Here is a 12,284-nt window from a genome sequence, read left to right as displayed (position 1 = left end):
TACCGACTGGTATGCGTTCCGCGGGGGCTGCCATCATGATCTCTGGTGAACCGGCCGACGGGAACGGGGTGTTGTGATGCGCGTACAGCTGTCCGAAGTGAGTCTCGACGTCGAGGTGAGCGGCGAGGGGCCGGTGGTCCTGCTCCTGCACGGCTTCCCCGACAGCCACCACCTGTGGCGCCATCAGGTGGCGGCGCTGAACGCCGCGGGCTACCGGACGGTCGCCCCGACGCTGCGCGGCTTCGGCGCTTCGGACCGTCCGGAGGGCGGCCCCGAGGCGTACCACCCGGCGAAGCACGTCGGCGACATGCTGGAGCTGCTCGCGCACCTGGAGGTGGACCGCTTCCACCTGGTCGGCCACGACTGGGGGTCCGGCGTCGCGCAGGGGCTCGCCTCGGTGGTCCCCGACCGGGTGCGGAGCCTGGGCCTGCTGTCGGTGGGGCACATCACGGCGGTCCGGGGCGCGGGCTGGGAGCAGAAGCAGCGCTCCTGGTACATGCTGCTGTTCCAGCTGGCCGGGCTCGCGGAGGACTGGCTCTCCCGGGACGACTACGCCCAGCTGCGGGAGATGCTGGCCGAGCACCCGGACGCGGAGCCGGTGATCGACACGCTGCGCGCGCCGGGGGCGCTCACGGCCGCCCTGAACATCTACCGCTCGGGCTTCCCGGCGGAGGCGCAGTTCGGCCCGGACGTTCCGGTGCCGCCGCTGCCGGCCGGGGTTCCGGTCATGGGCGTGTGGTCCACCGGGGACCGCTTCCTCACCGAGCGCTCGATGGAGCGGACCGCCGACGCGGTCAGCGGCACCTGGCGGTACGAGCGGGTCGAGGACGCGGGGCACTGGCTCCAGCTGGACCGGCCGCAGGCGGTGAACGACCTGCTGCTGTCGTTCGTGAAGGAGAACGGCTGACGGAGAACGGCTGACGGTGGACGGCCGGCCGGGCCCCGGTCAGGGGGTCACGGCCACCGGCTCGCCGCGCAGGGGCCAGACCGGGTCGACCACGGCGTCCTGGTCGCCCTTGCGCCGCAGGAAGTCCTGGAAGTTCTCGGCCCAGGCGCGGTACCAGCCGATCTGCCGGTCGTGCAGTTCGGCCGGGTCGAGGGCGGCGACCTGCGGGTGCCGCTCGGCTATCGCGAGGGCGACCCGGACGGCGGCGAGGGCGTCGGCGGACGCCTGGTGGGCGCTGGTGAGCTCCACGCCGTACTCGCCGCAGACCGCTTCCAGGGTGCGCTTGCCGCGCCGGTAGCGGTCGACGGCCCGGTCGATGGTGTACGGGTCGAGGACCGGGCCGATGCCGGTGCCGCCCCTCCGCTCGGCGAGCGAGGGCAGTCCGTGCCGGCGCAGCTCGGCCGAGAGCAGGCTGAGGTCGAAGGAGGCGTTGTACGCGACGACCGGGACGCCCTGGGTCCAGTAGCGGGTCAGGGTCTCGGCGACCTCGTCGGCGACCTCGCGGACCGGGCGGCCCTCGGCGGCGGCGCGCTCGCTGCTGATGCCGTGGATGGCCGAGGCCTGCTCGGGGATGCGGACGCCGGGGTCGGCGAGCCAGTCCCGCTGCGCGGTCACCGCACCGCCGCGGACCTCGACGATCGACGCGGTGACGATGCGGGATTCGAGCGGGTCCGTCCCCGTCGTCTCCAGGTCGAAGCCGACCAGTGCTTCCCCATGCCAGGCCATCGGGTCCTCCTTACGTGATCTCCCCCGTGGTGCTCACACCCTCGCACGCGCCTCTGACAACGCGGCCGAGGGGGCGGGGCACGGGGCTCTCAGGAAACGGGCCGGGAGTCCAGCCAGACGGACTCGAACTCCTCCCGGTAGGTCTCGAAGAGTCCGTGGTCCGCGTCGCGTCCGGGGGTGTCGTGGCGGACGACGGTGCGGCCGCCGCCGCGCAGGACGAGGACGGGGGCCTCCATGCCGCGGGCCCTGCGCAGGTAGGACTGGACGACGCCGACGCCGTCGGGGCCGTCGCCGTCGACGAGGTAGGCGGTGAAGCGGGGGGTCTCGTCGAAGACGTGGATCTGGAAGGCGTCGGGGTCGCGGAGCTTGGAGCGGACCCGGCGCATGTGCAGGATGTTCATCTCGACGGAGCGGCTCAGCTCGCCCTTGCGGATGCCGAGCTCCCGCTCGCGGCGCTTGACGGCGCTGCTGGCGGGGTTGAGGAAGAGGAGCCGTATCCGGCAGCCGGACTCGGCGAGGCGGACCATGCGGCGGCCGGAGAAGTTCTGCACGAGCAGGTTCAGGCCTATGCCGGTGGCGTCGAGGCGGCGGGCGCCGCCGAAGAGGTCCTCGGCGGGCAGCTGGCGCTGGAGCCGGACGCGGTCGGGGTGGACGGAGACGACGTCGGCGTACCGGTCGCCGACGAGGTCCTCGACGGCGTCGACGGGGAGCCGGTCGGCGGAGGGGACGCCGGCGCCGCTCCCGAGGATCTCCAGGATGCGGGCGGAGGCGCGTTCGGCCTGGGCGAGGACGGTGGGCGAGAGGGCCCGGTTGCGGGAGACGACGTTGCGGGTCACCTCCAGTTCGTCGAGGGCGAGTTCGACCTCGCGCCGGTCGTCGAAGTAGGGCTCGAAGCAGGGCCAGTGCTGGACCATCAGCTCGCGGAGCTGGGGCAGGGTGAGGAAGGAGAGGACGTTGTCGTCGGCGGGGTCGAGGAGGTAGCCCTTGCGGCGGGAGACCTCGCGGACGGCGACGGCCCGGCGGACCCATTCCTGGCCGGCCGGGCCGGCCGCGGCGACGACCCACTCGTCGCCGTGGACGGGCTCGTAGACGGGCCGCAGGACGGCGGCGACGACGGCCCGCATCCGCTGTTCGACGAGATTGAGCCAGATGTAGGCGCGGCCCGCGCGCTGGGCGCGGGTGCGGACCTCGCCCCAGGCCTCGGCGCCCCAGTCGAGCTCGGCGCCGATCTCCACGGGGCGGGCCACCGTGACCGCTCCGGGGGGTGCGGCCTGGCCCGTGGGGAGGATCACCGTGGGCGCTTCCTCCCCGGGGTCGGCCGGTCCCCCCTCGTGACCCGCGTCACCTGGGGGCAGCTCAAGGCCTCCCGAGCTCACCCGCGCACCGCCTTCTGCTCTGGACGCCCGTCCCGATTCTTCCGACAAGATCAAGGAAGGGTACTCCGCGAGCGGGAGGCGGTGCAGCAGGATCGGTCGGCGGCTTGCTCAACTCCGGGTGTCCGGCTGTCCGTTCTGGGAGGCGAGATCGGACGGAGTGAGGGGATTCATAGCCATTACGTCCCTGGGTGCGAGCTGGAAGCCCTGCCAGTGGACGGGCATGGGCTGCTGGTCCTCGTCCCGGGCGATGTGGTGGAACCCGATGTTGACCCAGACGGTCGGCCGGGTCAGCGTCTCCCCGTTCACCCACTTGTCCACGCTGTCGCCTGCGCCCGCCGGGCAGTTGCCGATGTTGTTGCTGGCGTACTGCTCGCAGGCGCGGGACTGGGTGAAGTAGACGTCGTGCTTCGTGAAGCCGCGGCCGGCGTGGGTGTCGGTGTGGCCGGGGACGATCTCGTAGCTGCGGGCGTGACCGTCGGCGTTCTTGCCGGTGCCGCTGACCACCCGCCACCAGCGCATGTTCTTCGCGTCGCCGGCGAGTTCCTTGGTCACGGTGGTGCGCTTGGTGTGGACGGTGGGGCTGCCCTCGCCGGCCGGCGGGGTGACGGTGGAGTCGTACTGCTCGACGCGGTCCCGGCCGCCGTCGAGGCCGAAGTCGAGCTTCCAGAAGACGTTGTGGGCGTGGCTGGTGGCGTAGCCGCGGGCGCCCTTGCCGATGGGCCAGCCGCGGCCGTCGGTGGCGTTGTAGTCGACGGGCGAGAGGCTGCCGGTGGCGCCGACGTTGGCGCCTATGGTGCCGTCGGAGGAGAAGCGCCACTCGGAGATGTACTCGTACCAGCCGACCTTGTTGACGGTGTAGACGAGGAGGTCCTTGGCCTGGGCCTGGTAGACGCCGGCGCCGGAGTCGCTGGCCATGCGGTAGGCGTGGCCGCGGGCGCGGGTGGTGGTGCAGAGGCCCTTGACGGTGCCGACCTCGGGGACCTTGACGGAGGAGAGGGTGCCGCCGGGGCATTCGGCGGGCTTGAGGTTCTGCAGGCCCCAGCCGAAGCCGGCGCCGGTGAGGTCGTCGTACTCGGCGCCGCCGTCGTCGTAGGGCACGTGGATCTGGGCGAGCCGGGCGGTGGTGAGGACGCGGACCGGGGCGCCGCCGGGCGGCTGGTAGGTGACCCGGTCGAGGATCAGGCCGGCGTCGGTGCTGTAGCGCCAGCACATCTCCCAGGAGGCTCCGCCGTCGAGCTTCGTGGTGATGCGCTGGGTGGGCGAGCAGGCGGCGGAGGCCGGGGGCTTCGCGAGCGTGGGCCGGGGTCCGGGCGTCGGCGTCGGGGTGGGCGTCGGCGCGGGTGCCGCGGCGGCGGTGGCGGTGCCGAGGAAGGCGGTGGCCGCGAGGGCGGCGAGGATCCCCCTGGCTCGCCGGTGGTGCGGGCGGGTCATGCGGTCGTACTCCTTGCGTGCGGGCCCCCGAAGGCGGGGCGGGTGGTGGAACGGCGGGCGGCGGTGGTCAGCCGACGCGGACGACGTTCTTCGCGGAGAGGTCGACGATGATGTTCCGGGTGTCGATCCAGGCGCCGTTGCGGACCTTGGTGACGAGCCGGACGCAGCGGTGTTCGCCGCAGCGGGAGAGCGCCTCGGGGACGTTCTTCTCGCGGTAGGTGCGGTAGACGTCACCGTTGAACCAGAGCTGGTCGGCGCTGGTGAGTTCGGTGCCGGTGGCGTCCCGGTAGTCCTCCTTGACGCCCTTGCCGAGGGGGCTCGCGAGGATCAGTTCGAGGGCGGCGCGCAGTTCCTCGGGGTGGGCCGAGGGCTGCACCCCGCGCCGGGCGGCGGTGGTCTCGACCTTGCCCGTGGTCAGGTCGACGGTCCGGGTGACGAGCTCGTCGCGGGCGTAGTCGTAGAAGCGGACCTGGGCGCGGCGGGTGCTCTCCTCGCCGGGGGCCGGGTCGGCGAGTTCGGTGCCGAGGTGCTGCGGGCGGCCCCGGTCGCCGTCGACGTCCTGACGGGCGGCGGAGTCGGCGGGGCCGAGCGCGAGCTCCCGGGCCCGGGCCAGTTCGGCGTCGGTGAGCGGATCGGTGCCGGTGCCCCGCGCCCCCTCGGCGGCGGGCGGGGCGACGGTGGCGGGGGCGAGCGCGGCGGCCCCCCGGCCGCCCGTTCCCTCCGCGCCCCCGGCGCCGTCCGTCCCCTCCGCGCCCCCGGCGCCGTCCGTTCCCCCTGCGCCCCGGGCGCCGTCCGCCGCCGCGCTCCCGGAGCCGGCCGCGCGGGCGGCGGGCGTGGACTCCGCGCCGGCCGTGCCCGGCAGGCTGATCGCGACCGCGACGGCGGTGCCCGTCACCGCCATGGCCGCTCCGGCCACCACCTTCCCCAGGTGGCGGCGCACTATTTCGTACACATTTCCCCCTCTATCCCCCGCTTGGTCTGCGGTCACCCGGTAGGACGGGGCGGGTTCCCGCGAGGTTGCGCGTCTTTCGGGCAGGATCTGGCCGAAGAGCACGCATGAACCCGGACAGAAGAGGAAGATTCGTATCCATGCAGGTCTGGCCGGGACAGGCGTACCCCCTGGGCGCCACCTATGACGGAGCGGGCACCAACTTCGCGGTCTTCTCGGAGGCGGCGCACCGCGTGGAGCTGTGTCTCATCGACGACGACGGCACGGAGACGTCCGTCGAACTGCGCGAGACGGACGCCTTCGTCCGTCACGCCTATCTGCCCGGCGTGATGCCGGGGCAGCGGTACGGCTTCCGGGTGCACGGGCCGTACGCGCCGGAGCGCGGCCTCCGGTGCAATCCGGCGAAGCTCCTCCTCGACCCGTACGCGCGGGCGATGTCGGGCGCGATCGACTGGGGCGAGGCGGTGTACGGATACCCCTTCGGGCGTCCCGACGCGCGCAACGACCTGGACTCGGCGGGCCGGACGATGACCTCGGTGGTGGTGAACCCGTACTTCGACTGGGGCGACGACCGCCGGCCGCGCACCGAGTACCACCACACGGTGATCTACGAGGCCCATGTGAAGGGCCTGACCAAGCTGCACCCGGACCTTCCGGAGGAGCTGCGCGGCACCTACGCGGGGCTCGCGCACCCCTCGGTCATCGGCCATCTGAAGGAACTGGGCGTCACGGCCCTGGAACTGATGCCGGTGCACCAGTTCGTGAACGACCACCGGCTGGTCGACGCGGGGCTCTCGAACTACTGGGGCTACAACACGATCGGCTTCTTCGCCCCGCACAACGCCTACGCCTCCTGGGGCGACCGGGGCCAGCAGGTCCTGGAGTTCAAGTCGGCGGTGCGGGCGCTGCACCAGGCGGGCATCGAGGTCATCCTGGACGTCGTCTACAACCACACGGCGGAGGGCAACCACCTGGGCCCGACGCTCTCCTTCCGCGGCCTGGACAACCCCTCGTACTACCGCCTGGGCGACGACCCCCGCTACTACACGGACACCACCGGCACCGGGAACTCGCTGCTCATGCGGTCCCCGCACGTCCTCCAGATGATCATGGACAGTCTGCGGTACTGGGTGACCGAGATGCACGTGGACGGCTTCCGCTTCGACCTGGCGGCCACCCTGGCCCGGCAGTTCCACGAGGTGGACCGGCTGTCGTCCTTCTTCGACCTGGTGCAGCAGGACCCGGTGGTCAGCCAGGTGAAGCTGATCGCGGAGCCGTGGGACGTCGGCGAGGGCGGCTACCAGGTGGGGAACTTCCCGCCGCTGTGGACCGAGTGGAACGGCAAGTACCGGGACTGCGTCCGGGACCTGTGGCGGGGCGAGCCGCGCACGCTGGCGGAGTTCGCCTCCCGGCTCACCGGCTCCTCCGACCTGTACCAGGACGACGGCCGCCGCCCGCTGGCCTCGGTCAACTTCGTGACCTGCCACGACGGTTTCACGCTGCGCGACCTGGTCTCGTACGACGAGAAGCACAACGAGGCGAACGGCGAGGGGAACCGGGACGGCGAGAGCCACAACCGGTCCTGGAACTGCGGGCAGGAGGGCGAGACCGACGACGTCGGGATCAACGAGCTGCGCGCCCGCCAGATGCGCAACTTCCTCGCCACGCTGATGCTGTCGCAGGGCGTGCCGATGCTCAGCCACGGCGACGAGTTCGGCCGCACCCAGGGCGGCAACAACAACGCCTACTGCCAGGACGGCGAGGTGTCCTGGGTGCGCTGGCCCAAGGAGAACAGCGAGGTCGAGGCGACCCTGCTGCGCTTCACCCGGGCGATGGTACGGCTCCGCCGCGAGCACCCGGTCTTCCGGCGCCGCCGCTTCTTCCACGGCCGGCCGGTGGAGGGCACCCACGACGAGCTCACCGACATCGCCTGGTTCACCCCGGAGGGCGAGGAGATGACGGCCCGCGACTGGCAGGCGGCGCACGCCCGCGCGCTGACCGTCTTCCTCAACGGCAACGCCATCTCCGAACCGGGCCCGCAGGGCGAGCGGATCGCCGACGACTCCTTCCTGCTGATGTTCAACGCCTCCTCCCAGGACCTGGAGTTCGCGGTCCCGGACAGCCACGGGCGGTGCTGGCGGACGGTGGTGGACACCTCGGAGCCGGACGGGCTGCCGCCCCGGGAGGGGCCGGAGATCGTGGCGGGCGAGCGCGTCACCCTCGCGCCGCTGAGCCTGACGGTGCTGCGCCGCCCGGCGTGACCGCCGCCCCGCGCGGCGCCCTCCCCGTCCGTACGGTCCAGGAGAGCGCCGCGCAGGCCACGGCCGCCCCCACCGCCACCGCGAAGGCGGCGGGTGCGCCGTGCTGTTCGGCGAGCCGCCCGGAGAGCGCCAGGGCGAGGGCCTGGCCGCCGACGATCCCGCTGGTGAGGAAGGCCATGGACTCGGCGAGCCGGCCGGCCGGGACGGACCTCTCGGTCAGCGCGAAGACCGTGATGAGGTGCGGGGCGTAGGCGGCGCCGAGCACGGTCACCACCACGTACAGGCCGGTGAGGGAGTCGACCGCGAGCAGCGGCAGGGAGAGCAGGACGAGCCCGGCGGTCGCGGTCCGCCAGCGGAGGGTCAGCCCGATCCGGGCGGGCAGCGCGGCGAGCGACAGGCCGACGGCGGCGCTCATCACGCCCATCGCCGCGTAGACGAGCCCGGCCTGGGCGGGGACGCCGAGACCGGCGGAGAGGGCGGTGATCCCGGCCTGGGAGGCGCCGAACATGGCGCCCTGGAGGACCATCGTCACCCGGAGGGCGTACGCGGAGCCGGGCAGCCGCGTCCGTTCGGCGGCGCCCGTGCGGGTGGCGGTGCCGTCGGGCGGGGCCGCGGCGGCGGAGGCGGTCGGGTGGAGGGCGAAGCCGGTGCCGCAGAGGGCGAGGAGCAGGGCCGCGCCGAGCAGCGCGGCGCCGGGGTGGGCGAGGGCGGCGGCGAGGCCGACGAGCGCGGGGCCGAGGACGAAGGAGACCTCGTCGAGGGTGCCCTCGAAGGAGAGGACCGCGCCGACGGTGCGGTCGTCGGCGCCGGCCCGGCGGGCGAGGGCCACCGAGCGGGTCCGGGCGAGCGGCCCGATCTGCGGGACGGTCGCCCCGGCGAGCAGCGCCAGCGGCACGAGCAGCCCGGTGGGGGCGTCGGCGACGGCGGCGAGGACGAGGGCGGCGACCGCGACGGCGTTGGCGAGGGAGGCGGCGAGGACGGGGCCGCGCTGGCCGCGCCGGTCCGCGAGCCGGCCGAGCAGCGGGCCCGCGACGGTCTGCCCGGCGGCCAGCGCGCCGCCCGCGAGCCCCGCCGTGGCGAGCGAGCCGCTGGTCTCCGCGACCAGCAGCACGCTGCCGAGCTGGCACATCGCGGTGGGCAGCCGGCCGAGGAAGGAGAGGACCGGAAGGGTGGGGCCGAGCAGGGAGAGGGTGTCGCGGTACATCCGGAGCATCGGCCGAAAGTAACCCGATACCCCCGAACGGGTGCATCGGGTGATGACACGGAAGCTTCCGTACGGGGTACGTACGTTCGCATGACGCCCACCCCGCCCGCACACCCGCCGTCCGAGCACCCGCCGTCCGAGCACCGGCCGTCCGAGCACCGGCTGTCCGAGCACCGGCCGTCCGACCGCGCGCCGTCCGGTGCCGCCTCCGGGCCGCCCGTCGTCCCCCGTGCCACCTACCGGCTCCAGCTCCAGCCCGCGTTCCCGTTCGCCGCCGCCGAGCGGGCGGTACCGCACCTCGCCGGGCTCGGCGTCTCCCATCTGCACCTCTCCCCCGTCCTGGAGGCGGTCCCCGGTTCCGCCCACGGGTACGACGTCACCGACCACCGGGCGGTCCGGGCGGAGCTGGGCGGCGAGGCGGGGCTGCGGGCGCTCGCCGCGACCGCCCGCGCGCACGGCCTCGGCCTGGTGGTGGACCTGGTGCCCAACCACATGGCGGCCTCGCCGCGCCACAACCACGCGCTGCGGGAGGTGCTGCGGCACGGCCCGGACTCCCCCTACGCCCGCTGGTTCGACGTCGACCGGTCCGCCGGGGACGGCCGGATCCTGCTGCCCGTGCTGCCCGCGCGGCTCCCGGAGGTGCGGGACCGGCTGCGGGTCGAGGACGGCGTGCTCCGCCTGGACGGGCAGGAGTTCCCGCTCCGGCCCGGCACCGAGGAGCTGCCGCTCGACGAGCTCCTCGACCGCCAGCACTACCGGCTCGGCTGGTGGCGGCTGGCCCGCACCGAGCTGGGCTACCGGCGCTTCTTCACCGTCTCGGACCTGATCGGGGTGCGGGTGGAGGACCCGGAGGTCTTCCGGGAGACCCACGCGACGATCCTGCGGCTCGTCGCCGACGGGGTGATCGAGGGCCTGCGGATCGACCATCCGGACGGACTCGCCGACCCCCAGGGCTACTTGGAGCGGCTTTCGGCGGAGACCGGCGGGCGGTGCTGGATCGTCGTCGAGAAGATCCTCACCGGGGACGAGACCCTGCCGGCCGCCTGGCCGGTGGCCGGCACCACCGGCTACGACGCCCTGCGGCTGGTCGACGGCGTCCTCACCGACGCCGCGGGCGCGGAGGAACTCACCCGTGTGTACCGCGAGTTCACCGGACGCGCCGGGGACCGGGGCGGGGCGTGGGAGGCGACCGCCCGACGCGCCGCGTACGAGGTGGTGCGGCACGACCTGGCGGCCGAGACGAGCCGGCTGACCCGGGAGGCGGTACGGCTCTGCTCGGCCGATCCCACGCACCAGGACCACGCGCCGTGGGCGCTGCGGACGGCGATCGAGGAGCTCCTCGTCCGCATGCCGGTCTACCGGCCCTACGGCACCGGCGACGCCGGGCGCCTCCTCACCCCCGCGGTGGTCCGGGGCGCGCGGGCCGCCTTCGCCGTCCCGGAGGAGGCCGCCGCCGTGGACGCCGTGCGGGAACTGCTCCTCGGCACGCTCGGCGACTCCCCCGGACACGCCGGATTCCGGGCGAGGTTCGCGCAGACCTCCTCGGCGCTGCGGGCCAAGTCCACGGAGGACACCGCCTTCTACCGGTACGCTCCGCTGCTCTCGGCCAACGAGGTCGGCGGCGATCCCGGCCGGCCGGCCGTCGGCGTCGAGGAGTTCCACGCGGCCTGCGCCCGGCTCGCCCGCGACTGGCCGGCGACCGGCACGGTGCTCACCACCCACGACACCAAGCGCAGCGCGGACGTGCGGGCGGCGATCGCGGTCCTCGCCCAGTGCCCGGACGTGTGGGCGGGGCTGCTGGACGAGGTCGCCGGGGTCCCGGTGCCGGATCCGCACCTGGCCTGGACGGCGTGGCAGACCGCGTTCGGCTTCGGCACGCCGGACCCGGAGCGGATCGGCCCGGCCGTGCTCAAGGCCGTACGGGAGGAGGGGCTGCGGACCTCGTGGACGGAGCAGGACCCGGCGTACGAGCGGGCGGTGGCCGAGTTCACGGCCGCGGGGCCCGGCCGGGTGCCGCTGCGGGCGGCGTCGGAGGCGGCGTTCGCCCTGGAACCGCACATCCGGGCGCACGCGGACGGCGCGGCCCTGGTCCAGCTGACGATGCCGGGGGTGCCGGAGCTGTACCAGGCCACCGAGCGGGAGTACCGGGCGCTCGTCGACCCCGACAACCGCGCGCCGTACGAGCCGGGGCCCGACGACGCCCGGACGGCGCTGGTGCGGGCCGCGCTCGGGCTGCGCCGCGAGCGCCCGGCGGCCTTCGGCCCCGGCGGCGGCTACGTCCCGCTCGCCGCGGAGGGCCCGGCGGCCGCGCACTGTCTCGCCTTCGCCCGCGCGGGGCAGGTGGTGACCGCGGTGACCCGGCTGTCGCTGCGGCTCGCCGAGGCGGGCGGCTGGCGGGACACCGAGCTGGTGCTGCCGGAGGGCCGCTGGGCCGATGTCCTGGACGGCGTACGGGAGTTCACCGGAGGCCCGGAGAGCGAGCTCAAGCTGGCGGAGCTCTTCGCCGACCGGCCGGTCGCCCTCCTCGCGCGGATCACGGAGTGACCGCATACTGGTCGGTACGGACGCGGGGCGAGCGAGGGGGAAGCATGTCGCTGTGGGTGCTGTTCGGAGTCCTGGGGGGACTCGTCGCCCTTCTGACGGTGGTGCTGGTGCGCCGGGGCGGGTCCCGCACGGACACCGCCGAGGGGCTGCTCATCGAGGAGCGGGCGCGGATCCAGGCCGCGCACGACCGGGTGTCGTACCACTCCCGTTCGGTGCACAACGCCCCGCCGAACCAGAGCGATTCCCACCAGCGGCGCCGCTGACGGCGGAGCGGGGTCACGGGCACGCGGCCCGTGACCCCGCCGACCGAGGGATCAGATGCGACTGGCGCGGGTGACCTCGCACTTGGTGTACTCGGAGCCGTCGCCCGTGCCCGGGTACGGGGTGGTCAGCTCGGCGCTCGCGGAGGAGCCGGCGGTGACCGCGATGCCGGTCTTGACGGCGGTGGCCGGGACGGCGCCGCTGCCGGTGAACTTCATGGTGACGCTGTAGTCGTAGTCGAGCGAACCGTCGTTCTTGACCGTGATCTTGGCGGTCAGCTTCTTCGTGGCGGCGTCGTAGGCGCACGTGTCGATGGTGACGTCGCGGGCGGCCTTGTCGGCGCTGCTGCCGCCGCCGGGCACCGAGACGCCGCCGGAACCGCTGCTGCTGTCACTGTCGCTGCCGCTCCCACCCGAGCTGGAGCTGGAGCTGGAGCTCGAACCGGAGCTGCTGTTGTCGCAGCCGCCGCCGTTCGAGCCGCGGGCACCGGTGAGGGCGAAGACGGCGATGCCGAAGACGGCGATCGCGCGGGCATGACGAAGCTTCACGTGTTTCTATCCCCGTTGGACGTGGTTCTTCAGAAGGG

At 74.0% G+C, this 12,284-nt stretch carries 10 protein-coding genes; 4 read left to right on the top strand and 6 right to left on the bottom strand.

Going from position 1 to position 12,284, the window contains the following annotated elements; all coding sequences use genetic code 11:
• The first annotated feature begins 76 nt into the window (after positions 1 to 76).
• Positions 77 to 907 carry an alpha/beta fold hydrolase gene (locus tag AB0E19_RS30670; RefSeq protein ID WP_362185538.1) on the top strand — a complete coding sequence of 277 codons (831 nt, stop codon included), beginning with the start codon at positions 77 to 79 and terminating at the stop codon, positions 905 to 907.
• 39 nt (positions 908 to 946) lie between these two features.
• On the opposite strand, the gene AB0E19_RS30665 is transcribed toward AB0E19_RS30670, so the two are convergent.
• The 4 genes from AB0E19_RS30665 to AB0E19_RS30650 all read right to left on the bottom strand — a co-directional run bounded on the left by AB0E19_RS30665 (position 947) and on the right by AB0E19_RS30650 (position 5,431).
• Positions 947 to 1,672: a 3'-5' exonuclease gene (locus AB0E19_RS30665; protein WP_362185536.1), complete on the bottom strand. Its 726-nt coding sequence runs from the start codon at positions 1,670 to 1,672 to the stop codon at positions 947 to 949.
• 89 nt (positions 1,673 to 1,761) lie between these two features.
• Positions 1,762 to 3,048 (bottom strand): SAV2148 family HEPN domain-containing protein, encoded by a 1,287-nt coding sequence (locus AB0E19_RS30660; protein ID WP_362185533.1) that lies wholly within the window; start codon positions 3,046 to 3,048, stop codon positions 1,762 to 1,764.
• Positions 3,049 to 3,156: 108 nt separating this feature from the next.
• Positions 3,157 to 4,479 carry a copper amine oxidase gene (locus AB0E19_RS30655; protein WP_362185531.1) on the bottom strand — a complete coding sequence of 441 codons (1,323 nt, stop codon included), beginning with the start codon at positions 4,477 to 4,479 and terminating at the stop codon, positions 3,157 to 3,159.
• Positions 4,480 to 4,546: 67 nt separating this feature from the next.
• Complete coding sequence (locus AB0E19_RS30650) at positions 4,547 to 5,431, bottom strand: Tat pathway signal sequence domain protein (protein WP_362185529.1); 885 nt, start codon at positions 5,429 to 5,431, stop codon at positions 4,547 to 4,549.
• Positions 5,432 to 5,568: 137 nt separating this feature from the next.
• Between AB0E19_RS30650 and glgX the strand changes: the two genes are divergently transcribed.
• Positions 5,569 to 7,689 carry a glycogen debranching protein GlgX gene (gene glgX / locus AB0E19_RS30645; RefSeq protein WP_362185527.1) on the top strand — a complete coding sequence of 707 codons (2,121 nt, stop codon included), beginning with the start codon at positions 5,569 to 5,571 and terminating at the stop codon, positions 7,687 to 7,689.
• On the opposite strand, the gene AB0E19_RS30640 is transcribed toward glgX, so the two are convergent.
• The gene (locus tag AB0E19_RS30640; RefSeq protein WP_362185685.1) at positions 7,643 to 8,893 is read right to left on the bottom strand and encodes an MFS transporter; all 1,251 of its coding nucleotides are present in this window, start codon (positions 8,891 to 8,893) and stop codon (positions 7,643 to 7,645) included. The two genes, glgX and AB0E19_RS30640, sit on opposite strands and share 47 nt — an antisense overlap.
• Positions 8,894 to 8,983: 90 nt before the next feature.
• Between AB0E19_RS30640 and treY the strand changes: the two genes are divergently transcribed.
• Complete coding sequence (gene treY / locus AB0E19_RS30635; protein ID WP_362185525.1) at positions 8,984 to 11,437, top strand: malto-oligosyltrehalose synthase; 2,454 nt, start codon at positions 8,984 to 8,986, stop codon at positions 11,435 to 11,437.
• A 44-nt stretch (positions 11,438 to 11,481) separates the two neighbouring features.
• On the top strand, positions 11,482 to 11,700 hold the full coding sequence (locus AB0E19_RS30630; RefSeq protein WP_362185523.1) for a hypothetical protein: 219 nt from the start codon (positions 11,482 to 11,484) through the stop codon (positions 11,698 to 11,700).
• A 51-nt stretch (positions 11,701 to 11,751) separates the two neighbouring features.
• On the opposite strand, the gene AB0E19_RS30625 is transcribed toward AB0E19_RS30630, so the two are convergent.
• Positions 11,752 to 12,246: a hypothetical protein gene (locus tag AB0E19_RS30625; RefSeq protein WP_362185521.1), complete on the bottom strand. Its 495-nt coding sequence runs from the start codon at positions 12,244 to 12,246 to the stop codon at positions 11,752 to 11,754.
• Between the last annotated feature and the right edge of the window lie 38 nt (positions 12,247 to 12,284).

The sequence above is a fragment of the Streptomyces sp. NPDC047974 genome, assembly GCF_040653375.1.
GTDB lineage: Bacteria > Actinomycetota > Actinomycetes > Streptomycetales > Streptomycetaceae > Streptomyces.
This window is presented reverse-complemented; position numbering and strand designations above follow the sequence as displayed.